The sequence below is a fragment of the Aeromonas sp. Y289-2 genome (assembly GCF_027705925.1).
GTDB lineage: Bacteria > Pseudomonadota > Gammaproteobacteria > Enterobacterales > Aeromonadaceae > Aeromonas > Aeromonas veronii.
The window spans coordinates 137549-163608 of record NZ_JAPDCH010000009.1 but is presented as its reverse complement, the minus strand read 5'-3'; the positions used below and the strand labels follow the sequence as shown (position 1 = coordinate 163608).

Here is a 26060-nt window from a genome sequence, read left to right as displayed (position 1 = left end):
TTATAACTGGCCGGAGAAGGCTTTTTGGCTTAAAGAATTGAATAAGGCGTTGGATTCCTGTTGGGATTTATCTAATATATTTCGCATATCCATTTGTTGCTTAAAGTAAGTCGCAAATTCACTCTGTTCACTAGGGCTGGGGGATGGAAGCATTGTTCGGCTCATTATTTCCATAGTGATGTATTTCGTATTACTGCCTTTTGATGAGTTTTTCAGATTGCTAAGTTGAAACTCCAATGCAAACTTAAAGAATGGATAGCTCCAATTCTCGTTCTTTAGTGACAATACATATGTGCGCTGATAGGCATTAAATTTACCTATGTAATGTTTAACATCGTAATCTGCTTGCGCGTTGTTCCCAGCTAACAATAGAGCTTCTTGGTCAAAGGCATAATGGTCAATGCGATAGACTTCTTTTGCACAGGTAAAGAAAGGATAGACGCCACTTTTTACTTCTGCGTTGGAGTTCAGTTTTCCAGTTTTAATGTGGAAGACCTCGGTCATTGGAAGTAATTTGCACCCCTTCGGGTTGGTGACGGGATCGCCGAACATATCGAGGAAGACGCTGCGCAGGAAATCATCGGCGAGGGCGATGGCTTGCTGGCGCTTCTGGCGGATGGCGTCGGCCTTATCCAGAATCGCGGCAATGCGTTTCTGCACTTCAGGTGAAGGAACAGGAATAAGTATCTTGGATGCGTCCCCTTTGGTTAATTTCGCTCTGGTTGCACCCTTTATATATGGGGTTACATCGTATCGTTGTAATACTCTATACAGGAAGTTAATATCAACCCCATCTTTTGGCTTTAGAACGTGAGCATGGTTGTTAACCCAATATTTCCCATTTGCGATATAAGCAATGTCTCTATTCGGATTTCCAAAATGACCTCCATCTTCAGCAAGCAAAATTAATGGCTCGTCAAAGATGTAATCATCAATGGTTCCCTGTGGTCCATTTGCACCGTAATAAATGAAGTCGCCTTCAGTTCGCTCCGATGCTTTTATTGGTTTCCTTAAGTTATCAAGAAAATCTACAGCTTTATCTAAAGAAACGATTGGCCATGACTTATCGAAATCGCAGGCTCGCAACATCATAACATTTTCTCCAGCTCTGCCAGATCGGCCAGAATTTCCGCTTCCAATGCCTTTAATTTCCCCAAAATGACCTTGGGGTTTTCATAGCTCTCCTCCTGATAGACAACCTCTTTATAGCGGTTGATGGAGAGATCGTATTTTTGGGCGGCTATCTCGGCCTTGGGCACGATAAAGGCTTGCTGGGTGCGATCCTGATAATCCCGCTCAACGCCCCCCTCGTCTTTCAGATGCTCGTTATTGGGGAACTGCTCGGCGAGCTGGCGGCTGAGCTGGTGGCCGATAAAGTTGCCGACCGGCATATGAGCCTGCTTGCGGTAGTGCTGCCAGCTTGAGACCAGATGGGGCAGATCGTTCTGGCTTATTGGGCTCCGCTTGTCATCGAGGCTGTAGCCGTCGTTTTGCAGGTCATAGAACCAGACATTGCTGGTAGCGCCGCCCTTGGTGAAGATGAGGATTGCGGTGGCGACCCCGGCGTAGGGCTTGAACACGCCGGAGGGGAGGTTGATCACCGCCTCCAACTGGTTGTGCTCCACCAGCAGCTCGCGCAGTTGCACATGGGCCCTGGATGAGCCGAACAGTACCCCCTGCGGCACGACGGTGGCGCTGCGCCCGCCGATTTTGAGCATTTGCAGGATGCGGGCGATAAACAGCAGCTCGGTCTTCTTGGTCTTGACCTTGCCGAGCAGCTTGGGGTCGATGTCCTCCTCGTCCAGGGTGCCGGTAAAGGGCGGGTTGGCGAGGATCAGGTGAAAGCCTTCGTTGCTGGCGTCCGGGAAGTGATCGCGAAAGCCCTGGCTGAGGGTGTCCTGATAGTGGATGTCGGGTTGTTCGACTCCGTGCATGATGAGGTTCATGGCAGCGATACGCAGCATGGTGGCGTCGAAGTCGTAGCCGTGGAACATGTCGGTATCGACGTGGTGGCGATAGTCGGCGAGCAGATCGCCGGCGAAGACTTGTTGTTCTTCCAGCTCGCCGCGTTCGTTGGCCACCAGCTGGCTGTGGACGTTGTCGGCACTGGTGTAGCGCTCGACGATGTATTCGTAGCTGTTGGAGAGGAAACCCGCCGTGCCGCAGGCAGGATCGCAGATGCGTTCATGGCGGGCGGGGTTGGGTTCCATCATCTCGACCATGGCGCGAATGAGGTGGCGCGGGGTACGGAACTGGCCGTTGATCCCGGCGGTGGTGAGCTTGGAGAGCAGGTATTCGTAGAGATCGCCCTTGGTATCGCCCTGATCGATGGGGAGGGATTTGATCATCTCCACCGCGCTGACCAGCAGGCTCGGTTTGACGATCTCCAGCCGGGCATTCTTCATAAAGTGGCTGAGGATGGAGCCCTCGTGGTTGAGGCTGCGGAAGTGATCGAAGACGCCGTCACGCACCGTCTCCAGCATCTCGTCCGCCCCCAGATTGGCGTAGCGGGAGAAGCGATAGTCCTGCTCGAACTCGGCAAAGCGGTGTTTGAAAGGAATGCCCGCCAGCACCTCCCGCTGCTCGTCCTTGCTCTCCTGCATGTCGAGCATGCGGGAGTACATCAGGAAGGTGATCTGCTCGATCACGGTCAGCGGGTTGGTGATGCCGCCGACCCAGAAGGCTTCCCACAACTTGTCGATATTACTTTTCAGTTCGCCGGTGATCATGATTGTTCCATACAAGATTGAGAGGCTGCTGGCGCGTCAGTGGGCGGCCAACAGACTAGAATAAGCGGCCCGCACAGGGCGGGCCATCAGTGCCAGATTGGAATGGCCGCGATTGTACCGCGATTTTTGGCGGGATGGGCATTGATGCTCCTTCCGCTTTTTAGGGCACCGCCTTTCCGGTTTCGACGGCAAACCCGTCGACGATGGCCTTGAGGGCCATGACTTGTGCCATATCGGGGAAAACCCCGGTCACCCCCTGACTGTTGACCGAGGTGAATGGCTGCTCGAACAGTTGCTTCATCTCGATGGTGCCAAAGGTGCGGATATGGTTTTTCAGCAGATCGAGGAAGCGCATCTGAACCGCACTGAGGTGATGTTCGGCGGCGAAGGCGGTGAAACGCGCGGCCACCGCCTCTCCATCCATCCCCACCAGGGTACGCAGGATCTTGTCGAGCCCTGCACTGGCTTCGGGATAGAAGTCGGTCAGTACCTTGATATCGACGTTGGGGTTTTGCACCAGCACCAGTTTGCGCAGTTCGTCCAGTTCCTGGTCGGTAACCGGCTGACCACGACGGATCTTTTGCAGCACCCGGTTGCTGTCAAACAGGGGTTCCAGCACGCCCTGTACCTGCTTGCGGTAGAGTTTGAAATCCACTGATTTGATATTGGTCTTACGCTGGCCGGTCTGATACTCCCCCTCGTCTTCCTTGATGTTGGTGACCAGCGGCGGGCTTGAAGGAGTGGGGGTTTTCTCCATCAAGTGCATGATGTCGCGCAGGGTGATGCGAGCGTGTTCCAGCTGATCGAAATCAGCCTGCTGCCACCAGAGCAGCTCGCGCAACTGATTGATCAGTTCGCCGTGTTGCTGTACCTGCGCCAAATGGGGCGGCAGCAGTTCCACCTTTTCCGCCACCTTGTGGTAGCTCTGCATCAACTGCTCCGGGTTGTCATAGAGCGCCTGCTGGGCGGCGATCATGTCCATATCAAAGCGCAGAGCATCACCTTGGCCGCGTACATCGAGCCACTGCATCAAGGGGGCCATTTCGGTGAGCAGCGCCTGCTGGGTAGCCGGTGAAAATTGCCGCAGCACCTTGGGATCGCTCAAGCGTGCCTTCTCTTTCCAGCGCTCTTGTACCGAGATGGATCTGTCATCCAGCGCATCGAGTTGGGAGCGCAGTAGCAGGGTCACCTTGTCGAGCGCATCCCGGTCAAATTTCTTCAAGGCGCTGCACCCTAGTTGCAACCAGGCCTCGAAGCGTTGCTGAGCGAGGGATTTGCTGACCGCAGGCTCCACCTCTTCGGGCTCCTGCTCGAAGTAGTCGAACACGCCCCAGTGATCGAAGATGCGGAACTTCTCCTTGTGCTTGCCCGGCCCGAACAGATCTTTGCACAGGCGGGTGCCGCGCCCGATCATCTGCCAGAACTTCACCTTGGATCGCAGCGGTTTGGCAAAGACCAGATTGACCACTTCGGGCACGTCGATGCCGGTATCGAGCATGTCTACCGAGATGGCGATGGTAAGGTCGTGGTTTTTGCCATCGCCCTTGAAGTCGTCGATCAACTGCTCGGCACGGGGGTCGTAGTTGTCGATCACCTGGCAGAACTTACCCGCAAACTGGGGGTATTGCTCATCGAACACGGCTTGCAGCAAGAGGGCATGCTGGTGGTTGCGGGCGAAGATGATGGTCTTGCCCGGCAACTGGCCATCCTTGTCCTTGATGCCATTCTCCATCAAGTTGCGCATGATGGCGGCATTGGTCGGCTTGTTGTAGATGGCCTTGTCGATACTCTGGGCATCGAAATCGAGCTCGTTGGGGTCGATGCCGTCATCTTCCAGTTGAGCTACTTGCTCATCGGTCAGATTGTCGCGTTTGATCCCCTCGCGCAGGAATTTGGTGGTGTGAGTCACCACCTCGTAGGGCACCAGATGATCATCTTCGATGGCCTTTTCCAGCGAGTATTCGGCGGTGGGCATCTTGTAGTCACAACCGAATAGCTGGCAGGTGGAACGGCTAACCATCTCGACTGGCGTCGCGGTCAGGCCCACTTGCAGGCAGTCGAAGTATTTGAACAGATCCCCGTAGACGTTGTAGATGGAGCGGTGGGATTCATCGGCCACGATGAGATCGAAATAGCCCACATCGAACTGCTCCATGATATTGAGCATGCCGGGATAGGTGGCGATAAAGATGCGGGCGGTCTGCTGGGTCGCCTTGTCACTGGAACCGACTACGCAGAGAGGGTCGCTGATAAATTCGTTGAAGGCGTTGCGGGCCTGTTTGCGCAGCTCCTTGCGGTCGCACAGAAAGAGCACCCGTTTCACCCAGCGGGCATCAAGCAGCAACTTGGTCAGGGCGATGGAGACGCGGGTCTTGCCGGTGCCGGTGGCCTGCACGATCAGGGCGCTGCGCTTTTTATTGCTGAACGATTCCGCCACGCGGCGAATGGATTCCAACTGATAGAGGCGAGTCCCGCCCCCGGCAATATTGGTGTCGATGGGGGTTTGCAACAGATCCTTTTTGCTGGTGCGCTGCTGGATCAGGTGTTGCAGGCTCGCCTTGCTGTAGAAGCCGAACAGGCGGCGTGGTGGATAGCCATGAGCGGGATGATCATCCCAGATAAAGATGTCGTAGCCATTGGTGTAGAAGATGACCGGGCGCTGACCGTATTTCTCCTCCAGCCAGTCGGCATAGAGCTTGGCTTGTTGGCGTCCTGCTTCGGCATCGACCTGAGTGCTTTTCGCTTCAATCACCGCCAGCGGCTGGTGGTTGTCATCCCACAACACATAGTCAGCGCGCCCCTTACCTGTCTTGGTGGGCTGCTTGAGGGTGGCTTCTTCCTGACTGACTTGTTCGGTATCGCTGCCATCATTCGAGATATCCCAGTTGGCATCGAGCAGGCGGGCATCGATAAGGCGGCGGCGAGTCTCGGCCTCGTTCATGTCGAGCAGGCTGACCGCTTGCTGGTTCTTCAGACGGGATTGTTCTAGGCGAGCTTTGAGCTCGTCGGCCTGCTCTTTGGCTTGCTGCAGGTCACGCAGAATAGCGATCTCACGCTCTTCGGCCGCCTTGAGGGCGGCACAGGCTTTCTCCAGCTCATGTGCCTTTTTCTTCAACGCATCTGTTGTCAGTTCAACGGGTTGCTGCGCTGGCTGGGTGAAACTGCCACATTCCTGCTGATTGCCGTTGTCGTAGCGGATATAGAGCCAGGCGGCGATCAGCCAACCCTCTTTGAGCAGCCAGACCGAGTGCTTCTGCTCGCACTTCTCGCCGTGAGCGGCTTTGTTGCCGTATTGGCGCAGGATATCGAGTTTCCCGTGAATGGGCTTTGGCATCAGGTCGACAAATACATCGTCCTTGATGAGATCGAACAGGTTGGGTCGATAGCCTTGGGGCAAACGCTCTTCCCGATAAATCCAACGCACGATCAACTCGACCATGTTGCGTAGTTTTACCAGTGAGGTCTCCGGGTCGTCGTAGACATATCTCTCCGCCATCGCCCCCAGATCGGCTATCTCGGGCCATTTGCGGCGCAGCATTTCGAAGTTCAGTGACTTGTTTGGCATGGTAGTCAATCTTCCAGAAAGTAATCCGAATCCAGGGTCTTGATGGTGAGGGTCTGGCGTGTGGTGACGCCGACGCCGTATTCAATCATCAGGGCGGCAAGACGAGCACCATCGATCAGCACGATGCGCTTCTCAATCAGTCCGACATACTCCTGCGCCTCACGGCTAAAGCTGGCGGTGGTGATAAAGACCCCTTTGCGGGCCTTGTGCAGATCCAGCGCCCCCGCGAAGGACTGGATCTCGGGACGTCCGACGGTTTTATCGGTGTAGCGCTTGGCCTGCAGGTAGATGGAGTCGAGCCCCAGTCGGTCTTCCTTAATGATGCCATCGATCCCGCCATCACTGCTGTAACGAGTGGTGCGAGCCGCATCCTGCTGGCTGCCGCCATAGCCCATGGCCACCATCAGATCGACCACCAGCTGTTCAAAGAAACGAGGGGAAAGGCCCAAGATCTCGGCAAGCAGGTCATCGGCAAGGGAGCGATTGATGGCAGATAGTGCCTGCTCAATCTGCTCTTGAGGGGTGCTGGCCTGCTCTGGTGTTGGCGTGTCTGTCGGGATCGCCATGGCTTGTTGCGTATTGCCTGCGCTCTCACTGGAGGCTAGGGTAAACGCCACGAACTCGTTGAATTGGGCCAGATAGTGGTTGTCGATAGATTGCCCCGATACCAGCGCCGCCTTACCCCGTTCGGTGATAAGGCAAATGCCCCGCTTGGGTTGCTCGATGAGACCCGCTTTGACCAGATAGGTCTTGGTCCAGCCAACCCGGCTGCGCAGCGTGGTTTGGCGGCCACTGGGCAAGGTGTCGGCCAACTGCTCAGGAGTAAAGGCATAGTGCTGGCAAACCCGCTCGAATACCTCACGTAGAGGGCGGGCGACACCATCGGCCAATACCTTGAGCACGGCAGGCATCATGGCTTCATAGCTGGGCAGGGTTTCTTTCATCGGGCGACCGGAGCGAGAAAAAACAGGGGGTTTATCTTGTCACAGCGACCTGCTTGGGGCCAGTGGATGGCATCTGGAGTGTGCGGGGGATCATTGCAAAGCACTATGAGATGGCTGGTGGACGATCTATATCCACCAGCCACCAGATGGGGGTCTGTGCGTGATTGATGATCACCTCATACCATAAGTGATCACGTAGCACAGACCTTACCTATTGATATTTATATGTATTTTTGTTGGTTGTGATTTTTTACATGCTCTCTGGGATTTTTTATTTTGGTTAACAATCACCTTTATGGATGTAGTGTCGAGTCGTGGAGGGGTTCAAATCATTCTCTTTTGCGTACTGGGCGATGGTGAGTTTCCTGAATGTTGATTGGTGTGCATAACGACGACAATGCATCTCCCAGATTGCACTCATTGGCTTGCGCGTTAACTGCTGCCGCGCATTCTTTTGATGTAGCTTATGCCGCTCGATATAGGCTTCAACCGTCATCCCGTTAGCGGCCAGCTCTTGGTTAAATTGCTTGCGATGTCGAGCCCAAAATTTTTGTCTAAGCGCGGCTACACCCACGCTCCTGAACTTTGTATAAGCCAGTCGCAACTCAAGGCCGTGCATCTCGGCATACTCCTTGATACTAATCCCCTTATGAAGCACTAACCTTGCCAGATTCTCTTGGTGATAACGCCAAAATCGCTTGCGCTGATAGAAACCCATTTGGCTCAATAAAGGGATTTCAGATGGAATCCTTGGGGCATAAATTCGCTTATGCATAGTTACTGCTTCCTGATACTACGGCTGATTTGGTAATCCTTGACAGCTGGTGGCCGGTCTCCTTTTGTTTCAGCTTTGGCCAAATAGCTCAAGCGGTAGATCAACGCTTGGAATCGCGGGATTTGACTGCGATGAACCCTGTAAAAGGGGCATTTGGGGAGACTCAAATAGCCGTGTTGCCAAATACACTCAGCGAGCTGCTTGATGGTGTTGGAGTGTCTGACTTTGTGCCCGTCCACCAGCAATGCGGTGTGGTAGTGTTGGGCAGTGGCATGGTTCTGTTCTCTCACCCAGATATACCCGTGGTAACAGCGGCCGTAATGCTTGCATAACTTGCGCTTTAGCTGTTTGAAAAAAAGGCTGACGAGCTTGTTATCCGGGCTCCATTGTTTCATTTTTAGCTCCAACCTGATCGCGATTAGTTTGCTAGATTTCTCATAGAACTGGCCGAGTAACTTGAATATGCCGTGCATGATGTCTTTACGGATCTGGTATCTGCAGATCACCGGCCAGTAATGACCACCGTACTCAAAATTAGGCTTAAGATATTCTCGAGAATTATTCTCAATAAAAGCCATATTATTAATATCCTGTTCTTGTAGGGATTGTCCCGTTGCTGGCAGCCCAGTCAGGTCAAGGCGTTGGGGCATGTTGGTTTCTGCCAACGTCAGGGAAAAAAACGTAATAAATGTCACAGGTTGTCACACTAAGAGCCCAAAAGAGGAGGCTCGAGGCCCCCATCACTGAGCGTTAATTACGCTTTAACATGGTGTTTATTGCTTCCCTATCCCAACCAATAAGCCGCTTGTTGTTATGCCTGATTGGTGCAGGCAGTTTGTGATGAGCCATCCAGCGATAGATGGTCATGCGAGAGCATCCAAATAAGGTGCATAGCTCTTTCATTTTGACGATCGGGATTGGTTCCGGTGCTGGGGGTTTCAGATAGTCCAGGATGTTGTTTCCCATCTGTTACCTCTTCTCAGCGTGTGTGGATCCAGACCAGCAGGTCTGAAAGTAGCCAGGCGCAGCTCGCACCCAGCTTTTTGCGTTTGGGAAATTCCCCCTTTTGTTCCAATACCCAGGCGTGAGTACGGGAGACGGTCGTGATGGCTTTACGCTCATTTTCCCGTACTAAACGGTCTTGGGGGTGGCCATAGAGCGCAAGGATTTGCTGGCGGTTAGTCTCTGAATACATGAAATCCCTCCGGTTAAAACTCATCAGCTGTTTGGGTTTGTTCGGAGGGATTTTGGGGTGTGCGTAGGTGTTATGAAATGCAGCTAGGGGGGTAGCTCATGTTCGAATGCTTATTTTTTGCGCACTGACGTTTATGTTCACTCACATAACTTTTAATAAATTCAAAGTATTCATCTGGGTCATTTTTGCTGCCAATATCTTTATATTCATGTGGGGATTTTTTGATGAACTCGAGGACTTCTCTCTCAATTAGCCGCGCACACTCTATAATTTTAAGTTTTGGATTTTCAATGAAGAGCGGGCGGGCAAGTCTTCCTATTTCATCGCGTAATGGTTGTCGTTTTTCTGAATTTTTTGCACCCCCTTTTCGGCCATACTCTTTGGCTTTGCGTGATGTTTTTTGCCGCAGCCGTTGATGAGGCACTGCACGTGCCAGCAGAACATCTCGAGTGGTCAAAGTGTGAATATGTTTGGCCAGGTGCCGAAGACCAAGGGCGCCCAGCCCATGACAGATATCTTGGTTCAACAACAGGTATGGTTCTTCGCCTTCGAATGGATTATCACCATCCAAACCCGCATCATCTCGCTTGGCTAATTCCGCCAACTCAAAAAAACTTTTTTTGCTACTGAGTTGCTGCAACTTAAGGTCGGCCCCTTCAAGCCAATCAAATGCAATTTTAACCTTCAGTAATGACTCTTTCAGTTCAGGATATTGCTCCATGATCTGCTTGATGGAGCTATTGAGCGGAAGTATGTCGAGTGGATTTGGTGCATGGTTCATAGTGCTAATGACTCAGCCTTATCTTGAAAGTTGCTTGGTGAAGGGAACGACATTCGGCATGTCGTTGATGATGGGTGTCAGCATGCAGGCTAATTTTTCAAATGCCTCCCTGCGTTCGTTCAGGTAATCGTGACGATTGTAGATCCCCTCAACACCTTTGAGCTTGTGGTTAAGGCAGCGCTCGGCAATGTGGCTTGGCACCCCTAACGATGCCAATAAGCTGCGGCAGGTCCGTCGCAAGTCATGGACAGTGAAGTGCTCCAGGCCAGCTTCACCCAGCATATTGGCAGTCGGTTGCTTCTTGCTGTCGACCTTCTGGCCAAACAGTTTGGCCAGGGCATGGTTAAGGGTGTCACTGGAGATATATCCGCGCCGTTTGCTGGCACGCCGAGATGGGAAGACATAGGGCGATCCGCAGGCGCGCACCTTTAGTTCGCTGAACCACTCCAGGCTGGTGGCACTCAGCGGTACGGTGATCGCCACCTCGGTTTTGCTGCGCTCTGCTGGGAGTCGCCATACTTGCTCGTCAAAATCGATCTCACTCCACATGGCGGCAATCAATTCGTTTTTACGCACACCAAGATGAACCAGCAAGGCGATCGCCAGGTAGTTCTCTCGGGCGAACTGGTCGCGATGCTTGCGTAGTACCCTGAACAGTACATCTAGTTCATCCACGCTCAGGATGCGATCCCGGCTTATTTCCAGTCCACCAGCATCTGACATGGTGAATGCTTGTGCTGGGCTGTAGTCAACCAAGTTGAGCTTGATGGCATGTTTGAACAGCTGCTTGCAGACCATCAGGGCATCGTTCGCTGTGGCCTTGCGCCCAGAGTTAGCGACTTTATGGATGATGGCGCGGATATCGCGGGCATTAACCTCTTTCAATGCCAGCTTGCCAATGTGTGGGGCTATCTCTTTCCGGTAGATACGCTGGGGGATTTGCGGGTTCTTCAGTCGTCGGCTGACATCATGCTGATACCAGTCGAGAAACAGCTGATCGACGGTTTTGATAATCTCTTGCTGATCGCGTTTGCGCTCTGCTGACGGGTCTTTGCCATTTTCTATGTCGGCATTTAGGCGGGAGGCCTCACCACGAGCCTGAGCCAGCGATAAATGAGGATATGACCCTATCGTGAACCAGACTCGCTTCTTAGCAAAGTTGGTATAGCGGAATACCCATTTACGGGTGCCGCTGGGGAGTCTTCGAAGGTACAAGCCATCACCCACGTTGATGTTATTGGTGGTGCCGAGTTTTCCCTCTTTCTCATCTTCAGCATCCTGTTCCTTGATCTTCTTGGTGAGTGTACTTGCTCTCATGCGCAGTCCTTCGACTAGTGGTATCACGTTCTCAAAAAAGTGGTATCACGTCGTATCGTGATACCAAACGTGATACCACTTTATCAGGACAGCTACGGACAGTTCAAATCACACAAAAACAACAAACCCCTGAAAATCAGGGGTTTGCGAGTCATGTGAAACAGCCTGAAACGGCCAAAAACATCATTCTATGTTCTGGATCTGCTCGCGCATCTGCTCGATGAGGACTTTCAGCTCGACGGCGGACTGGGTCACTTCGGCATTGATGGACTTGGAGCCCAAGGTGTTCGACTCGCGGTTGAACTCCTGCATCATAAAGTCGAGACGACGACCGCAGGCGCCACCCTTCTTCATGATCTTGTTGGTCTCGCTGATGTGCATCTCCAGACGATCCAGCTCTTCGGCCACGTCGATCTTCTGGGCCAGCAGCACGATCTCCTGCTCGATGCGGGCCGGATCCAGCTCAACCTTGGCTTCGGCCAGACGGTCGGTGAGCTTCTGGCGCTGCCATTCGATGATCTGCGGCAGGTGGACGCGCACCTTCTTCACTTCCACCTGAATACCGGCCAGACGCTGTTCGATCAGCGCCTTGAGGTTGGCACCTTCGCTGGCGCGGGAGGCGAGGAAATCTTCCATGGTCTGGTCAAAACCGCCGAGCAGCTCGGTGGCGACCGCGTCCATGTCCTGTTCGGCGGCGGCCATGACACCCGGCCAGCGCAGCACGTCGACCGGGTTGAGCTGGCCCTGGCCCGCTTCTTTCATTACCCACTTGGCGCTGTCGATGATCAGCTTGGCCAGCTCTTCATTAATGTGCAGCTGGCTGGCAGCGGCCTGAGCGGCTTCGAAACGCAGGTTGCACTCCACCTTGCCGCGCTGCAGCTTGGCGCGGAAACGCTCACGCAGAACCGGTTCCAGGCTGCGCAGTTGCTCCGGCAGGCGAATGTAGGTTTCCAGATAGCGCTGGTTGACCGAACGAATTTCCCAAACGGCTGTGCCCCAGTCGCCCTTGAATTCCTTGCGGGCGTAGGCGGTCATGCTGTGAATCATTGATTGTTCCGGGCTTGATGAAGTGTGCGGCCAGTATACTCAGCCCGGCCCTGCTCGTCAGCCGATGCCGTGGTTTTAGCGGCTGATATTTGGGGCAGGATCACTTATAATCCCCCGCCAATTTGAGCCAGCCCAGAGGTCCGTTCCATGTCACGTCCAAGCGATCGCAGTGCCGCGCAACTTCGCCCGGTTACCATTACCCGCAATTTCACCAAACATGCAGAAGGCTCAGTGCTGGTGGAGTTTGGTAACACTCGCGTGCTCTGCACCGCCAGCGTCGACACCAGCGTGCCGCGCTTCCTGAAAGGGAAGAATCAGGGCTGGGTGACTGCCGAATACGGCATGCTGCCGCGCTCCACCCACTCCCGGATGAACCGCGAAGCGGCCTCCGGCAAGCAGAGTGGCCGTACTCTGGAGATCTCCCGTCTTATCGCCCGCTCCCTGCGCGCGGCGGTAGACCTGACTGCGCTGGGCGAGCACTCCATCACAGTTGACTGTGATGTGCTGCAAGCCGATGGCGGCACCCGTACCGCCTCCATTACCGGTGCCTGCGTGGCGCTGGTGGATGCGCTGAACTGGATGGTCGAGAAGGGCATGATCAAGCAGAGCCCGCTCAAGCAGATGATCGCCGCCGTCTCCGTCGGCATGTATCAGGGTGAAGCCATCTGCGATCTGGAGTACATCGAAGACTCCGCCGCCGAGACCGACATGAACGTGGTGATGACCGAAGATGGTCGCATCATCGAGGTGCAGGGCACCGCGGAGGCCGAGCCCTTCACCCACGAAGAGCTGCTGGAGATGCTGGCCCTCGCCAAGGGCGGCATCGCCGACATCATTGCGCTGCAGAAGCAGTCGCTCTCCTGATTTTAAAAACGCGGCATTGACCGCGTTTTTTTATACCCCCACACAAGACAACGACAAGCCAAGCAAGGAGCCAGAATGAAAGCCTACCAGCGTCAATTTATCGAGTTCGCCCTGGAGAAACAGGTCCTCAAATTCGGTGAATTTACCCTGAAATCCGGTCGTAAAAGCCCCTACTTCTTCAACGCCGGTCTGTTCAACAGCGGCCGCGATCTGGCCCGTCTCGGCCGCTTCTATGCCGCCGCTCTGATGGATGCCGGTATCGAGTTCGATGTGCTGTTTGGCCCGGCCTACAAGGGGATCCCCATCGCCTCCGCTACCGCGGTGCAGCTGGTGGAGCAGCACGATGTGGACGTGCCCTGGTGCTTCAACCGCAAGGAGGCCAAGGATCACGGCGAGGGTGGCAATCTGGTGGGCAGCCCGCTCAAGGGGCGCATCATGCTGGTGGATGACGTCATCACCGCCGGCACCGCTATCCGCGAATCCATGGATCTGATCCAGGCCAACGGCGCCTCGCTGGCTGGCGTACTGATCGCGCTGGACCGTCAGGAGAAGGGCAAGGGCGAGCTCTCCGCCATTCAGGAGGTGGAGCGTGACTACGGCGCCCACATCATCGCCATCATCCAGATGAGCGACCTGATTGCCTATCTGGAAGAGAAGCAGGCCGAGCAGCCGGAGCTGGCGGCGCAATTGGCTGCCATGAAGGCTTACCGCGCCCAGTACGGTATCTGAACTCCGCTCACACCGCGCAATAGCTGAATGCGGCGCCCGTTTGCTCTCTGGCAGCAAACGGGCGCCGTTTTTTTCATCTGCAAAAAGTGGATCATGTGGCTTGAGCTTACCCTTACAGTAAAGGTTAGGGTTTGCCCGTCGGCGTTTTGTGGTGCCGACGGGTTCCGGGGGAGGAACAACATGACCACTCATCTTCAATCACCCATTCATCTGCAGTTGCCGCTCAGCGGCATGAGCTGCGCCAACTGCGCAGGCCGCATCACGACCGCCCTCAACAAGCTTGAAGGGGTCGAGGCCACAGTCAACTTCGCGTTGGAGCAGGCGGCCATCGAGTTGGCCAGCCCCGATCGCCTGTCTGCGGTGCTCGACAGCATCAAGAGTCAGGGTTACGACTACGGCAGCGAGACCTTTTTGTTTCAAATTACCGGTATGACTTGTGCCGGTTGTTCGGCTCGACTAAACAAGATGCTGGCCGCGCTGCCCGGCGTTATCTCGGCCGAGGTCAACTTCTCCATCGAACAGGCCCGGATCGTGCTGGTCCCCGGGATGCAGACGCCAGCCGCTTTGCGCGAGCAGATCGAGGCGCTTGGCTTTGGCGCCCAACTGGCACAGGGTTCGGCCAGCGGCCGCCGCCAGCAGTTGCTGGAGCGGGAAGCGCAGGAGGCCGCCACAGCCCGTCAGGCGCAGACCCGGGTCATCATCTCGGCTTTGCTCACCTTGCCGCTGCTGGTGGGGATGCTGGCCATGGCCGGACTGTTCCCCTGGCATCTACCCGCCTGGCTCGAGCTGCTGCTCACCACCCCGGTGCAGTTCTGGATCGGGGCCCGCTTCTATCGCGGCGCCTGGCTCGCCATCAAGAACCGCGCAGCCAATATGGATGTGCTGGTGGCAACCGGCACCAGCGCCGCCTACTTCTACAGCCTCTATCTGTTGTTGACGCTGGGGATGGCAGCCAGCGGCAAGCTCTATTTCGAAGCGAGCGCCATCATCATCACCCTGATTTCGTTGGGGAAACTGCTGGAGGCGAGAGCCCGCCGCAGCACCCAGTCCGCCATTCGCGAACTGATGGCGCTGCGACCGGAAACTGCCACCGTCTGGCGTGGCGAGAGCTGGCAGAGTGTCGCCATCGACGAGGTGCTGCGTGGCGATCGGCTGCGGGTGCTGGTGGGTGAGCGGGTGCCGGTGGACGGCAAAATCTTGAGCGGCGCCAGCGAGCTGGACGAGTCGATCCTCACCGGGGAGAGTCTGCCGGTGCCGCGCAGTGCGGGCGACAAGGTGCTGGGCGGCGCCATCAACCGCTCCGGCGTGCTGGAGATCGAAGCCACTACCGTGGGGGAGGACTCCAGTCTCAGCAAGATTATCGCACTGGTGGAGAGTGCCCAGATGGGCAAGGCCCCGTTGCAGCAACTGGTGGACAAGGTCTCCGCCGTGTTCGTACCGGTGGTGATGGCCATCGCCCTGTTCACCCTGCTGGTGTGGTACGCCATCAGCAACGACTTCGGTCAGGCCCTGCTGGCGGCTGTGGCGGTGCTGGTGATCGCCTGCCCCTGTGCGCTGGGGCTGGCGACCCCGGCGGCCATCGTCACCGGTACCGGAGTCGCGGCGCGCCACGGCATTCTGATCAAGGATGTGGATACCCTGCAGAAGGCCCACGCCATCAAGGCGCTTATCTTCGACAAGACAGGCACTTTGACCCAAGGCAAGCCTGTACTGGCGAGCTGGAGTGGCAATGACGAGCAACTGCGCCTCGCCGCCGCCCTGCAGCAGGCGAGTGAACACCCGCTGGCGCTGGCGATGCGCGAGACGGTCGGCAAAGAGGCGGTATTGCCCCAGCCCGACGCGGTCGAGGTGCGGGTCGGTGCTGGTATTGTCGGTCAGGTGGCGGGCCATAGGGTCGCTATCGGCAATGGCTCCCTGCTGGCCCAGCTCGAGATTGAAATGCCGCAACAGGATGAACAAGCCGCCGATGGTGCGACCCGGGTTTGGGTTGCCATCGACGGTGCTGTGGCTGGCATCGCGGCGCTGGCTGATACCCTGCGTCCCGAGAGCCAGGATGCCATCGCCACCCTGCGTCAGCGCGGCATCGCCAGCTGGCTGGTGAGTGGCGACGCGCCGGCCCCCGTGGCCCATATCGCCGCCAAGCTGGGGCTGGACGGGGCCTTCGACTCCGTGTTGCCAGCGGGCAAGGTGGAGAAAGTGGAGGCGCTGCGGGCGCAAACCCGCGGGCTGGTGGCCATGGTGGGGGACGGGGTGAACGACGCCCCAGCGCTGGCGGCGGCGGATGTCGGTATCGCCATGGGCTCCGGCTCCGACGTGGCGATGGAGACCGCTTCCATCACCCTGATGCGCTCTGATCCGCGGCTGGTGGCCGATGCCATCGACATCTCGGCGGCGACCTGGCGCACCATCCAGCAGAATCTGTTCTGGGCCTTCGTGTTCAACATCATTGGCATTCCGCTGGCGGCACTGGGTTACCTGAGCCCCGAGCTGGCGGGGGCGGCCATGGCCCTGAGCAGCATCACCGTTTTGAGCAATTCCCTGTTATTGAAACGCTGGCAGCCCAGGGCGGCGCACGGGCCAGCATCCAACCCGATCAGTAAGGAGGCATAAATGAACATCAGCAAGGTTGCCAAGGCCACAGGGCTGACCGCCAAGACCATCCGTTATTACGAGAGCATTGGCCTCATCACAGCCCCGGTACGCAGTGACAACGGCTATCGCAGTTACACCGAATCAGCGCTGCGCGAGCTGCGTTTCGTCAAGCGGGCGCGGGAGACCGGCTTCAATCTGGAGGAGTGTCAGGAGCTGCTGGCGCTCTATCGTGACGAACACAGAACCAGCGCCCAGGTGAAGAAGCTGGCGCAGGAGAAGATCGTCGATCTGCGCGCCCGCATTGCCGGTTTGCAGGCCATGCTTACCTCCCTGGAAGGGTTGGTTTGCTGCTGCCACGGGGATGAAAATCCCGAGTGCCCGATCCTCGACGAATTGGAGAAGGGGTGAGCAAGGACTCACCTGCCAGCGCAGAAGAAATCGTTATTGATTGATTAACTTCTTAATAAGCGGCGCTTTATTGTTGCGGGTCAGGGGGTAATGGTAGACTGCTCGGCTCTTGTACAGGAGTACTCAGTTGACCCAGAGTGTGACACGCCAGGTTAAGCAGGCCATTATGGCCCAGCTCTATACCCATGCATCGTTCAGTCTCCCCTGTTTGGGCGTGTTGGCATTTGGCTGGAGTCTGCTGTTTCACGACTATCTACCCGCCATCGAAGCGCTCGGTTGGCTGGCAGGCACTTTCCTGTGGCTGCTGGGTCGGGGTTGGCACCTGCGCTGGCGTCGAGCCCGCCTGCACCAGACTCCGTTGCCGGTGCTGGAGCGGGAGCTCTTTATCGGAGCCACCATCACCTCCATCATCTGGGCCCTCGGGGTGCTGCTCTACATGGACAAGCTGCCCGATACCTACCGGGCCGCCATGATGATGCTCTCCAGCCTCATTCTTACCGGCAGCGCCATCATGCTGTTTGGCAGCCGCCGTACCCTCTATGGTTCCGCCCTGCCGCTGGGCATGGCGATGCTGTTCGAGCTGGGCAATGGCAACGAGCAGGAGCGGATCGTCTCCTGCATGCTGGCGGGCTATCTTTTTGTCTTTCTGCCGACCCTGTTGCGCCGGATGCGGCGGGATCAGATCGCCTCGCTCCACCACCGCTTCTCGAACGCCGAACTGGTTGCCGAACTGAAGGCGGTCTCCGAGCATTTGCGTCTCACCTCCCGCCTCGACGGCCTGACCGGCATCGCCAACCGCGCCCATCTCGACGACTCTCTGGAGCGGGCCTGGCGGCGCTGCCATCGCGCCCGGGCGCCGTTGTCGCTGGTGCTGGTGGATGTGGATTACTTCAAGCAGTTCAACGATCTTTACGGCCATCAGCTGGGGGATGACTGCCTGCAACAGGTGGCTGGCTTGCTGGCCGAGGTGGAGCGGCGCGAGGACGATCTGGCGGCCCGTTACGGTGGCGAAGAGTTCGCCCTGCTGCTGCCCTGCACCGGCATGCAGGGGGCATTGCAGGTGGCGGACAATGTGCGGCAGGCGCTCAAGGAGCTGGCCATCCCGCACCAGAAGTCACTGGTCTCCGGTCGGGTCACATGTAGTTTTGGTGTTGCGACACTGATACCGGACAACAGCATGAAAATCGCCGATTTGATCCAAAAAGCGGATGCGGCCCTGTATCAGGCCAAGCATAATGGGCGGGATCGAATCGAAGTAGCCTTGATGGGTAAGGTTGCCTGAATTTAACGTGACAGATTAAAGAGGTTGTCTATGCAATGTCATCGTATCGAAGAGCTGCTGGAGTTGTTGCAGCCTGCCTGGATCAAGGAACAGGATCTCAGCCTGGTGCAGTTTGTTGCCAAACTGGCCCAAGAAGCGGGATTTGAAGGGCCTCTGTCCGAGCTGACCGACGACATGCTGATCTATCACCTCAAGATGCGGGAATCCGACAAGCAGGCGATGATCCCCGGTCTGGCCAAGGATCATGTGCCCGATTTCAAAGAGGCACTACTCAAGGCGCGCGGAATCAAGTGAATCTTTAGCGGAAGCGCATCACCTTGTGGTGATGCGCTTTTTTGTTGCCGAAAATTGCGATCCAACCCCAATATTAGATACATCTAATCCACACAATTAGCATGCTGTTTAAGATATAATCCGCTCCATAACAAATAAGGGAGCGATGTCTTGCAATGGCCGACCACGATAAAATCGATATCAAGGACGTCACCGACAAGGGCGTAACCGGGACCTTCAACCCCAATACGTTCAAAGCCAGCGACGACAGATTCAACCCGGGCAACCGCATCTATGTGCGGGCTCAGAAAGGGTATTGGCAGCGGATGCGCAAGGCCATGGGCTGGTTCTTTGTGGCGCTGTTCGTGCTGCTGCCCTGGCTGCGTTACGACGGGCGACAGGCGGTGCTGTTCGACCTCGGTCACCAGCAGTTCCATATCTTTGGCGCCACCATCTGGCCGCAGGATCTGACCCTGCTCGCCTGGCTCTTCATGATCGCCGCCTTCGGACTCTTCTTTATTACCACCTTCCTCGGTCGGGTCTGGTGTGGCTATCTCTGCCCGCAGACGGTCTGGACCTTCATGTTCATCTGGTTTGAAGAGAAGCTGGAAGGGCCCGCCAACAAACGGCGCAAGCTGGACGAGGCGCCCTGGAGCGGCGAGAAGCTGGCTCGCAAGGGGGCCAAGCATCTGGCCTGGCTGGCGATCTCGCTGGTGACCGGCCTGACCTTCGTTGCCTACTTCCAGGATGTGACTGAACTGGTGCCGGACCTCTTCACTCTGCAGGCCAGCGGATGGGTGCTGTTCTGGGTGATCTTCTTCACCATCATTACCTACGGCAACGCTGGCTGGATGCGTGCCATCATGTGTATCCACATGTGCCCCTATGCCCGCTTCCAGTCCGCCATGTTCGACAAGGACACCTTCATCGTCGGCTATGACACCAAGCGTGGCGAGACCCGTGGTGCCCGCTCCCGCAAGGCAGATCCCAAGGCGATGGGGCTGGGCGACTGTATCGACTGCGATCTCTGCGTGCAGGTCTGCCCGACCGGTATCGATATCCGCGACGGCCTGCAGTACGAGTGCATCAACTGCGGCGCCTGCGTCGATGCCTGCGACCAGACCATGGAGCGGATGGGCTACCCTAAAGGGCTCATCAGTTACACCACCGAGCACAAGCTGGCCAACGACTCGACCCATGTGGCGCGGCCCAAGCTGATTGGTTACGGGCTGGTGATGGCGGTGATGCTGGGGGTATTTGTCTACAACGCCATGTCCATCATGCCGATGGGGCTCGATATCCTGCGGGATCGCAACCAGCTGTTCCGCGAAAACAGCGAGGGGCTTATCGAGAACACCTACACCCTCAAGATCCTCAACAAGACCCTGCAGTCCCAGACCTACCAGCTGGATGTGGAGGGCTTGCCCGAGTATCAGTGGTTCGGCCCCCGTGAAGTGACCCTGAAGGCGGGCGAGATTTACACCCTGCCGGTCAGTCTGGCGGTCGATCCCTACAACCTGAAACGGCCGGCGCTGGATATCCAGTTCGTGCTGAAACGGGAGGGGGCGGCGCCCGATGACAGCAAGGGTAACTTGCGCCAGGGCAGCAAGTTTATCAGCCGGTTGTAACTGCGCGTGACGCCAGTCTGGTCACCAGCGAGCACGGCAATGCCGGTCAGTAGTGATAGAATGGGGCGCAACGGCGCCCCTTTCTTATGGTGGATGACATGCGTTTCAACTATTCCGACCTCAATCCCGACCTCATCATGGATGCGCTCGATCTCAGTGGCCTGCGGCTCGACTCCGGCCTTATCGAGCTCAACAGCTACGAAAACCGGGTCTACCAGTTTCAGGATGAGGATCGTCGCCGCTATGTGGTGAAGTTCTACCGTCCCAGCCGTTGGAGCCGGGCCCAGATCCTCGAGGAGCACGAGTTTGCCACCCGCCTTGCAGAGGCTGAGATCCCGGTCGCCGCGCCACTCGCCTTCGCGGGCGAGACCCTGCTGGAGCACGAGGGCTACCCCTTTGCCATCTGGCAGAGCGTCGGTGGCCGCCAGTTCGAGGTGGATAATCTCGACCAGCTTGAGTGGGTGGGGCGTTTCCTCGGTCGCATTCATCAGATCGGCGCCAGCAAGCCGTTCCACCATCGGGTGCGGCTCGATGTGGAGAGCATGCTGCACGAACCGCGTCAGCTGCTGGCGTCTGGCGAGTGGCTGCCAAGCGGGCTGGCGAAGCAATTCTTCGGGGTACTCGATGAGCTGATCAAGCATGTCAGCGACGCCATGACCCTGGATGTGGCGCAGATCTCCCTGCATGGCGACTGCCACCCGGGCAACATCCTCTGGCGCGATGGCCCCATGTTTGTCGACCTCGATGATTGCCGCACCGGCCCCGCGATTCAGGATCTCTGGATGATGCTCAGCGGCGAGCGCCACGAGCAGCAGATCCAGCTCGACACCCTGCTGGCGGGCTACGAGGAGTTTATGGAGTTCGACTCGCGGGAGCTGGCGCTGATCGAGCCGCTGCGAGCGATGCGCATCGTTCACTACATGGCGTGGCTGGCGCGGCGCTGGGAAGATCCCGCCTTCCCCCGTCACTTCCCCTGGTTCAATACCGATCACTACTGGCGCCAGCAGATTGCGACACTGCACGATCAGCTGGAGGCACTCAAGGCGCCGCCGTTGAGCCTGATGCCAAACTGGTGAAATAGAAGGGAGCTTGCGCGGCAAGGGGGACTCGATCTCCGGCCCTGACCATTGACGTCAGCATGGCGAAACAATAGGCTTGGCACTGCTTCGGTTCGCCGGGCGTGCCTCACAGTGATCCCTTAACAGGAAACATCATGAAAAAAGTTCTATTTTTCCTTGCTGCCATGCTGATGATCCCCATGGTTCACGCCGCCCCCGAGTTCAAGGAAGGCGTCAACTACGATGTGGTCAAACAGACTGGCAGTGCTCAGCCGGAAGTGATGGAGTTTTTCTCCTACTACTGCCCGCACTGCGCTACCTTCGAACCGATCGTTGAACAGTTGAAGGCCGGGTTGCCAGAGGGTGTGCCCCTCAAGAAGAACCCGGTTGCTTTCCTCGGTCGCGAGATGGGCCCCGAGATGCAGCGTGCCTACGCTGTTGCCAGCCTGCTCAATGCCGAAGCCAAGCTGACTCCGGCCATCTTCACCAAGATCCACACCCAACGTCAGCCGCCGATGAGCCGTGACGATGTGAAGAAGATCTTCGTGGACAACGGCGTACCGGCTGAAGAGTTCGACGGTGCCGTCGACAGCTTCGCCGTCTCCGGCATGGTCTCCCAGTTCGATCGCAACACCGAGAGCTACAACATTCGCGGTGTGCCGGCCTTCCTGGTGAACGGCAAGTACATGGTGAAGATTGAATCCATCACCTCTCAAGAGCAGTTCAACAAGCTGGTGCAGTTCCTGCTGGCCAAGAAAGACTGATACCCCTTGAGTCGATAAAAAAGCCCGCCGGTGTGAACCGGCGGGCTTTTTGTTTTCTGGTGATCGGGAAGATCAGACCCCGACGTGGAATGCCTGTTTGAGGTTGCGGATAAACTCCGCATCCCGACAGAGGGTCTTGCCCGGACTGTCGGAGATCTTGGCGACCGGGCCGCCATTGCACTCGATCAGCTTGAAGACGATGTTCATCGGGCTGACACCGGGCAGATCGCAGGTGAGCTTGGTGCCGATGCCGAAACTGGTGTTGATGCGGCCACGGAAGTGACGGAACAGCTGCACCGCCTTGTCGAGGTTGAGCCCGTCGGAGAAGACCAGGGTCTTGTCGGTAGGATCGATGCCGAGGCGCTGATAGTGGCTGATCGCCTTCTCGCCCCACACCACGGGATCGCCGGAGTCGTGGCGCAAGCCCTGATAGCTGCTGGCCAGCTCGAAGTCGAAGTCCCGCAGGAAGGCATCCATGGTGATGCAGTCGGTCAGGGCGATGCCGAGATGGTCGGTGAACTCGTCCAGCCAGCTGGTGAGGGCGGCGCGCTGGCTGTGCTCCAGCGGGAAGCCGAGCTGCTGGTGTGCCTGGAACCACTCATGGGCCTGGGTGCCGACAGCGGGCAGCTTGTACTTCTGGGCCAGCATGTAGTTGCTGGTGCCGCGAAACGCCGGCAGCCGCTCCTTGAGGCGGCCCACTACCGCATCCTGTACCGCGTGAGAGAAGCGGCGGCGGGTGCCGAAGTCGATGAGGTTAAACTCGCTCATCTCGTCGCTGCTCAGCTCCTTCTCCAGCTTGTCGATCTTCTGATCGAGCCGCTCCAGCGCGTGGCTGACGCCGAACTGGGGGTAGCGGAAGCGGTTGCGCATCTCGCTGATGATGGCGAGCACCGGGATTTCCCACAGGATCACATCCTGCCAGGGGCCCTCGACCCGCACATTGATGCGGCCATCCTGCTCGAACACTTTGAGCAGGGAGGCGTCGAGTGGCTTGCGGCGCAGGTGGTCGAGGTAGTCAGGGGTGAAGAAGGGACGCTCGGCCAGAAAATCGAGCTCTGGCCTGGTCAGTCGCAGGGAACCGGCGAGGCGCAGTTGCTCCTCGATCTGCCCCATCATGGGCAGCAGATCCTCTTCATTGCGGCTGTGAAACTCGGCCACCACCTCGGCATCCGGATAGCGATGGAACACCGCCTGCTGCATATGCAGCTTGTAGGCGTCGGTGTCGAGCAGGCTGGTGAGGATTGGGGGCATATCAGGCTCCTCGCAGACTGGTGAGCACGATGGAGCTCCCCTGCCGCATATGTAACGTGCAGGCGTCGGTATCGAGCAGGCTGGTAAGAATCGGTGGCATATCAGGCGTCCAGCAGGCGTTGTACATCGATCAGGGTCTGGGCCAGTTCGGCGCCAGCTTCGATCATCTGGGTGTGGGCGCTGGCAACCGTCTCGGGGGCGATGCCACGGCAGGCATCGAGATGGACGATCACCCGGAAACCTGCGCGGCGCAGTTGCAGCACGCTGGTTTTGACACAGTAGTCGGTGGCGAGACCGCCGACCAGTACGGTATCGACCTTGCGGGCTTGCAGAAATTCGATGAGTCCGGTGCTGCGCCGTTCGGCCAGGTCGTGGAAGCAGGTGCCGTAGGGGTGGAGATCCGGTTCGACCCCCTTCCAGACGAAGAAGTCATAGTCGATGGGTGCGGGCAGGCCGTCGAGCAGCTCGAAGCCCTTGCTACCCGGTACGCAGTGCACCGGCCAAGTGAGGTCGGCGTTGGGCAGATCCAGCGGCAACAGCATGCCTGCGGGGTCAGAAACGGCCCAGTCGGCATTGGCGGGGTGAGAGTCCTTGCTGCCGATCCGCAGCGTGGCGAGGGTGGCCTGAGCGTTGAGCGCAGCCACAATATCATCACCGCCCGCGACGGGCAGTTCGTTCGGGCAGAGGGGGGTAAAGCCCTTCTGCGCATCAATATCCAGGCTGGCGACGGTTCCCATGATTGGCTCCTGCACATACTATTCGTGTGATATTATCTACCAAACATTAATGGAAGGCGAGCAGGGCGATCGGCATGCTGAGAATGAGTCTGGATATGGTGGTGCTGCGGTTGCATGAGGAGCGGCTCGAGCTACTGCTCGAGACCCGCGATCGCCCCCCCTTTGCCCACTGCTGGCAACTGCCGGCGCTGCGCATCGACGAGACTCAGGATCGGGATCTTGATGCCGCCCAGCGCCGTCTGCTGGCGGAGTGGGGGCTCGGTCACTGCTACAGCGAGCAGGTCTGCACCCTCGGCAATCTGGAGCGGGATCCCCGCGGCTGGTCCACGACCCTGGTCTATCTCTGCCTGGTGGATCCGGAAGTGGAAGCGATCCACGGCTGCTGGCATCCGCTCGCCAATCTGCCGGGGCTGAGCCTCGCCTTTGACCATGTCCAGCTCATCGCCAAAGGGCTGGAGCGGCTGCGGATCAAGAGCCGCTACAGCACCCTGCCGCTGCAACTGCTGGGGCCCGAGTTCACCCTCTCCGAGGTGCAGCGCGCCTTCGAAATCATCCTGCAAACACCCATGAATACGGCGGCATTTCGCAAGCGGATCCATCGCGCCGACATTCTGGTGGATACCGGCCGCAAGCGCACCGGCAAACAGCGTCCCGCTATCCTCTACCGGCTGGAGAGCCCCTGCTGCGTGATGTTCGATCAGGTGATGCATGGAGCGGAAGCATGAGTGAGACCGGCGTGCACAAGGTGCTGGTGAGTGCCTGCTTGCTGGGTCAGCCAGTGCGTTACGATGGTCAGAGCAAGGGGATTGTCAGCGACTGGCTGAGTGCGCTGGGTGCCGAGGGGCGGGTGCTGGCCTTCTGCCCCGAAGTGGCGGGCGGTTTGCTGACCCCGCGCCCTCCTGCCGAGCGGCAGGGCGAGCGCGTAGTGACGGCGAGCGGACTGGATGTGACTGCCGAGTTTGATCGCGGCGCCGAGCTGGCGCTGGAAATCTGTCAGACGCAGGGCATTCGCTTCGCCCTGCTGAAAGAGGGGAGCCCCTCATGTGGCAGCGGCCGTATCTATAACGGCCGCTTCGAAGGTGTTTCTGTGGCGGGCGAGGGCAAGACCACCGCCCTGCTGCGCCGCCACGGGATTGCTGTCTTTTCCGAAGATCAGTTGGCCGAGTTGGCCTCGGCACTCTCTTTGGATTCCTCCCCGGATTTGGCGGCAACCGGCAGCGGCGCCTGACCGCTCTGCCACCCCTCCAGCACCTCGTCCTTCTCCTGCCAGCGCTGGTTTAGCCACTCCTGAAAACCGCGCTTGAACTGCTTGTCGTTGAAGTAATCTCCTATCAGCTGCTCATTCACCGGCAGCTCCTCAATCCGCACCTGAATGCGTTTTACCCGCCCCATCAGGAAGTCCTTGAACGGGGTCTCGGCGTTGTCCGGATAGCGGATGGTGACGTTGATCAGGCTGTCGAACTGTTCGCCCATGGCTGCCAGCGTAAAGGCCAGCCCCGCCGCCTTGGGCGGCATCAGGTGACGATAGCGGGAGCGGGCCGCATCCCGTTTCTGCTCGGTGAAGCGGGTTCCTTCCACGAAGTTGATGACGGTAGTGGGGATGTGGCGAAACTTCTCGCAGGCGTTGCGGGTGGTCTCGATATCCTTGCCGCGCAGGTGCGGGTTCTTCAGCAAAAACTCCCGTGAGTAGCGACGCATAAAGGGCATATCGAGCCCCCAGCAGGCGAGCCCCAACAGCGGGATATAGATCAGCTCGTGCTTCATAAAGAACTTGGGCACCGGCAGCCGGTCGCGGAACAGGTGGCCGAGCACCACGATATCGGTCCAGCTCATATGGTTGCTGATGATGAGATACCAGCCATCCTTGCGCAGCTTGGTGCTGTCCTCCACCTGCCAGTCGATGCGGGTGGTGAGGCGGATCACCAGCGCATTGCAGGCCAGCCACAGGCGCATGAAGCGGTTGTTGAGGCGGCTGCAGGCGCGGCCAAAGGCCGGGATCGGCAGCAGCAGTTTGGCCAGCGACACCAGCAGGATCAGGCTGGCGCACAAGGCGGTGAAAAGGATGGTCAGGCCGGCGCTGATGATCAGCACCAGCGGGCCGGGAAGCAGGGATAGCATGAA

At 57.6% G+C, this 26060-nt stretch carries 25 protein-coding genes; 11 read left to right on the top strand and 14 right to left on the bottom strand.

Annotation, left to right across the window (positions count from 1 at the left end; translation table 11 throughout):
* The 11 genes from OKC43_RS14690 to OKC43_RS14645 form a co-directional block, all read right to left on the bottom strand.
* On the bottom strand, window positions 1-1092 hold the full coding sequence (locus tag OKC43_RS14690; protein ID WP_123174012.1) for a restriction endonuclease subunit S: 1092 nt from the start codon (window positions 1090-1092) through the stop codon (window positions 1-3).
* Window positions 1089-2729, bottom strand: a complete 1641-nt coding sequence (locus tag OKC43_RS14685; RefSeq protein ID WP_123174011.1) for a type I restriction-modification system subunit M — start codon at window positions 2727-2729, stop codon at window positions 1089-1091. The genes OKC43_RS14690 and OKC43_RS14685 overlap by 4 nt, the downstream gene beginning before the upstream one ends.
* Before the next feature lie 160 nt (window positions 2730-2889).
* Window positions 2890-6294: a DEAD/DEAH box helicase family protein gene (locus OKC43_RS14680; RefSeq protein WP_236271991.1), complete on the bottom strand. Its 3405-nt coding sequence runs from the start codon at window positions 6292-6294 to the stop codon at window positions 2890-2892.
* A 5-nt stretch (window positions 6295-6299) separates the two neighbouring features.
* Window positions 6300-7238 carry a restriction endonuclease gene (locus OKC43_RS14675; RefSeq protein ID WP_123174009.1) on the bottom strand — a complete coding sequence of 313 codons (939 nt, stop codon included), beginning with the start codon at window positions 7236-7238 and terminating at the stop codon, window positions 6300-6302.
* A 280-nt stretch (window positions 7239-7518) separates the two neighbouring features.
* Window positions 7519-8013 carry a hypothetical protein gene (locus OKC43_RS14670; RefSeq protein WP_123174008.1) on the bottom strand — a complete coding sequence of 165 codons (495 nt, stop codon included), beginning with the start codon at window positions 8011-8013 and terminating at the stop codon, window positions 7519-7521.
* A gap of 2 nt (window positions 8014-8015) precedes the next feature.
* Window positions 8016-8708, bottom strand: coding sequence for a YagK/YfjJ domain-containing protein (locus OKC43_RS14665; RefSeq protein ID WP_234832694.1), 693 nt, complete (start codon window positions 8706-8708; stop codon window positions 8016-8018).
* 55 nt (window positions 8709-8763) lie between these two features.
* Entirely contained in the window at window positions 8764-8916 is a 153-nt protein-coding gene (locus tag OKC43_RS21735; RefSeq protein ID WP_228023648.1) for a helix-turn-helix transcriptional regulator, read from the bottom strand.
* A gap of 76 nt (window positions 8917-8992) precedes the next feature.
* A complete protein-coding gene (locus OKC43_RS14660; RefSeq protein WP_139400148.1) occupies window positions 8993-9208 on the bottom strand; it encodes a helix-turn-helix transcriptional regulator in 216 nt (71 codons plus the stop codon).
* Between the two features lie 70 nt (window positions 9209-9278).
* Window positions 9279-9989, bottom strand: coding sequence for a hypothetical protein (locus tag OKC43_RS14655; RefSeq protein ID WP_270808801.1), 711 nt, complete (start codon window positions 9987-9989; stop codon window positions 9279-9281).
* Window positions 9990-10007: 18 nt separating this feature from the next.
* Entirely contained in the window at window positions 10008-11306 is a 1299-nt protein-coding gene (locus OKC43_RS14650; RefSeq protein ID WP_123174004.1) for a tyrosine-type recombinase/integrase, read from the bottom strand.
* A 183-nt stretch (window positions 11307-11489) separates the two neighbouring features.
* Entirely contained in the window at window positions 11490-12353 is an 864-nt protein-coding gene (locus OKC43_RS14645; protein ID WP_103250675.1) for a YicC/YloC family endoribonuclease, read from the bottom strand.
* A gap of 147 nt (window positions 12354-12500) precedes the next feature.
* On the opposite strand from OKC43_RS14645, the gene rph reads away from it, so the two are divergent.
* The 9 genes from rph to OKC43_RS14600 all read left to right on the top strand — a co-directional run bounded on the left by rph (window position 12501) and on the right by OKC43_RS14600 (window position 21951).
* Window positions 12501-13217 carry a ribonuclease PH gene (gene rph / locus OKC43_RS14640; RefSeq protein ID WP_005339589.1) on the top strand — a complete coding sequence of 239 codons (717 nt, stop codon included), beginning with the start codon at window positions 12501-12503 and terminating at the stop codon, window positions 13215-13217.
* Window positions 13218-13292: 75 nt separating this feature from the next.
* Window positions 13293-13946: an orotate phosphoribosyltransferase gene (gene pyrE, locus OKC43_RS14635; protein ID WP_005356114.1), complete on the top strand. Its 654-nt coding sequence runs from the start codon at window positions 13293-13295 to the stop codon at window positions 13944-13946.
* 180 nt (window positions 13947-14126) lie between these two features.
* A complete protein-coding gene (locus tag OKC43_RS14630; RefSeq protein ID WP_236271992.1) occupies window positions 14127-16556 on the top strand; it encodes a heavy metal translocating P-type ATPase in 2430 nt (809 codons plus the stop codon).
* Window positions 16557-16946, top strand: coding sequence for a Cu(I)-responsive transcriptional regulator (gene cueR / locus OKC43_RS14625; RefSeq protein ID WP_005339594.1), 390 nt, complete (start codon window positions 16557-16559; stop codon window positions 16944-16946).
* A 127-nt stretch (window positions 16947-17073) separates the two neighbouring features.
* Complete coding sequence (locus OKC43_RS14620) at window positions 17074-18228, top strand: GGDEF domain-containing protein (protein WP_005339596.1); 1155 nt, start codon at window positions 17074-17076, stop codon at window positions 18226-18228.
* Between the two features lie 30 nt (window positions 18229-18258).
* Window positions 18259-18522 carry a YihD family protein gene (locus OKC43_RS14615; RefSeq protein WP_005339598.1) on the top strand — a complete coding sequence of 88 codons (264 nt, stop codon included), beginning with the start codon at window positions 18259-18261 and terminating at the stop codon, window positions 18520-18522.
* Between the two features lie 155 nt (window positions 18523-18677).
* Window positions 18678-20129: a cytochrome c oxidase accessory protein CcoG gene (gene ccoG, locus OKC43_RS14610; RefSeq protein ID WP_005357450.1), complete on the top strand. Its 1452-nt coding sequence runs from the start codon at window positions 18678-18680 to the stop codon at window positions 20127-20129.
* A gap of 86 nt (window positions 20130-20215) precedes the next feature.
* Window positions 20216-21205, top strand: a complete 990-nt coding sequence (locus OKC43_RS14605) for a serine/threonine protein kinase (protein WP_236271993.1) — start codon at window positions 20216-20218, stop codon at window positions 21203-21205.
* 137 nt (window positions 21206-21342) lie between these two features.
* Window positions 21343-21951, top strand: a complete 609-nt coding sequence (locus OKC43_RS14600; RefSeq protein ID WP_005339604.1) for a thiol:disulfide interchange protein DsbA/DsbL — start codon at window positions 21343-21345, stop codon at window positions 21949-21951.
* A gap of 72 nt (window positions 21952-22023) precedes the next feature.
* Here the strand turns inward: OKC43_RS14600 and pncB are convergent, their stop codons facing one another.
* The gene (gene pncB / locus OKC43_RS14595; RefSeq protein WP_005342020.1) at window positions 22024-23202 is read right to left on the bottom strand and encodes a nicotinate phosphoribosyltransferase; all 1179 of its coding nucleotides are present in this window, start codon (window positions 23200-23202) and stop codon (window positions 22024-22026) included.
* 101 nt (window positions 23203-23303) lie between these two features.
* Window positions 23304-23939 carry a nicotinamidase gene (locus tag OKC43_RS14590; protein WP_042055347.1) on the bottom strand — a complete coding sequence of 212 codons (636 nt, stop codon included), beginning with the start codon at window positions 23937-23939 and terminating at the stop codon, window positions 23304-23306.
* Window positions 23940-24013: 74 nt separating this feature from the next.
* On the opposite strand from OKC43_RS14590, the gene OKC43_RS14585 reads away from it, so the two are divergent.
* Both OKC43_RS14585 and OKC43_RS14580 read left to right on the top strand, forming a co-directional pair.
* Window positions 24014-24664 (top strand): NUDIX hydrolase, encoded by a 651-nt coding sequence (locus OKC43_RS14585; protein ID WP_201953894.1) that lies wholly within the window; start codon window positions 24014-24016, stop codon window positions 24662-24664.
* Window positions 24661-25167 carry a DUF523 domain-containing protein gene (locus OKC43_RS14580; protein ID WP_236271994.1) on the top strand — a complete coding sequence of 169 codons (507 nt, stop codon included), beginning with the start codon at window positions 24661-24663 and terminating at the stop codon, window positions 25165-25167. The genes OKC43_RS14585 and OKC43_RS14580 overlap by 4 nt, the downstream gene beginning before the upstream one ends.
* Here the strand turns inward: OKC43_RS14580 and OKC43_RS14575 are convergent.
* Window positions 25092-26057 carry an acyltransferase gene (locus OKC43_RS14575; protein ID WP_236271995.1) on the bottom strand — a complete coding sequence of 322 codons (966 nt, stop codon included), beginning with the start codon at window positions 26055-26057 and terminating at the stop codon, window positions 25092-25094. The genes OKC43_RS14580 and OKC43_RS14575 overlap by 76 nt on opposite strands.
* Window positions 26058-26060: the final 3 nt, after the last annotated feature.

Excerpts from the sequence above, each read along its gene's own strand:
- OKC43_RS14605 (WP_236271993.1), top strand. The coding sequence starts at position 20,216 with ATGGTGGATGACATGCGTTTCAACTATTCCGACCTCAATCCCGACCTC.
- OKC43_RS14630 (WP_236271992.1), top strand. The coding sequence starts at position 14,127 with ATGACCACTCATCTTCAATCACCCATTCATCTGCAGTTGCCGCTCAGC.
- OKC43_RS14685 (WP_123174011.1), bottom strand. The coding sequence starts at position 2,729 with ATGATCACCGGCGAACTGAAAAGTAATATCGACAAGTTGTGGGAAGCC.
- OKC43_RS14650 (WP_123174004.1), bottom strand. The coding sequence starts at position 11,306 with ATGAGAGCAAGTACACTCACCAAGAAGATCAAGGAACAGGATGCTGAA.
- OKC43_RS14675 (WP_123174009.1), bottom strand. The coding sequence starts at position 7,238 with ATGAAAGAAACCCTGCCCAGCTATGAAGCCATGATGCCTGCCGTGCTC.
- OKC43_RS14670 (WP_123174008.1), bottom strand. The coding sequence starts at position 8,013 with ATGCATAAGCGAATTTATGCCCCAAGGATTCCATCTGAAATCCCTTTA.
- OKC43_RS14660 (WP_139400148.1), bottom strand. The coding sequence starts at position 9,208 with ATGTATTCAGAGACTAACCGCCAGCAAATCCTTGCGCTCTATGGCCAC.
- ccoG (WP_005357450.1), top strand. The coding sequence starts at position 18,678 with ATGGCCGACCACGATAAAATCGATATCAAGGACGTCACCGACAAGGGC.
- OKC43_RS14690 (WP_123174012.1), bottom strand. The coding sequence starts at position 1,092 with ATGATGTTGCGAGCCTGCGATTTCGATAAGTCATGGCCAATCGTTTCT.
- OKC43_RS14600 (WP_005339604.1), top strand. The coding sequence starts at position 21,343 with ATGAAAAAAGTTCTATTTTTCCTTGCTGCCATGCTGATGATCCCCATG.
- OKC43_RS14590 (WP_042055347.1), bottom strand. The coding sequence starts at position 23,939 with ATGGGAACCGTCGCCAGCCTGGATATTGATGCGCAGAAGGGCTTTACC.
- OKC43_RS21735 (WP_228023648.1), bottom strand. The coding sequence starts at position 8,916 with ATGAAAGAGCTATGCACCTTATTTGGATGCTCTCGCATGACCATCTAT.
- OKC43_RS14655 (WP_270808801.1), bottom strand. The coding sequence starts at position 9,989 with ATGAACCATGCACCAAATCCACTCGACATACTTCCGCTCAATAGCTCC.
- OKC43_RS14575 (WP_236271995.1), bottom strand. The coding sequence starts at position 26,057 with ATGCTATCCCTGCTTCCCGGCCCGCTGGTGCTGATCATCAGCGCCGGC.
- OKC43_RS14580 (WP_236271994.1), top strand. The coding sequence starts at position 24,661 with ATGAGTGAGACCGGCGTGCACAAGGTGCTGGTGAGTGCCTGCTTGCTG.
- OKC43_RS14615 (WP_005339598.1), top strand. The coding sequence starts at position 18,259 with ATGCAATGTCATCGTATCGAAGAGCTGCTGGAGTTGTTGCAGCCTGCC.
- cueR (WP_005339594.1), top strand. The coding sequence starts at position 16,557 with ATGAACATCAGCAAGGTTGCCAAGGCCACAGGGCTGACCGCCAAGACC.
- pyrE (WP_005356114.1), top strand. The coding sequence starts at position 13,293 with ATGAAAGCCTACCAGCGTCAATTTATCGAGTTCGCCCTGGAGAAACAG.
- pncB (WP_005342020.1), bottom strand. The coding sequence starts at position 23,202 with ATGCCCCCAATCCTCACCAGCCTGCTCGACACCGACGCCTACAAGCTG.
- OKC43_RS14680 (WP_236271991.1), bottom strand. The coding sequence starts at position 6,294 with ATGCCAAACAAGTCACTGAACTTCGAAATGCTGCGCCGCAAATGGCCC.
- OKC43_RS14645 (WP_103250675.1), bottom strand. The coding sequence starts at position 12,353 with ATGATTCACAGCATGACCGCCTACGCCCGCAAGGAATTCAAGGGCGAC.
- rph (WP_005339589.1), top strand. The coding sequence starts at position 12,501 with ATGTCACGTCCAAGCGATCGCAGTGCCGCGCAACTTCGCCCGGTTACC.
- OKC43_RS14585 (WP_201953894.1), top strand. The coding sequence starts at position 24,014 with ATGCTGAGAATGAGTCTGGATATGGTGGTGCTGCGGTTGCATGAGGAG.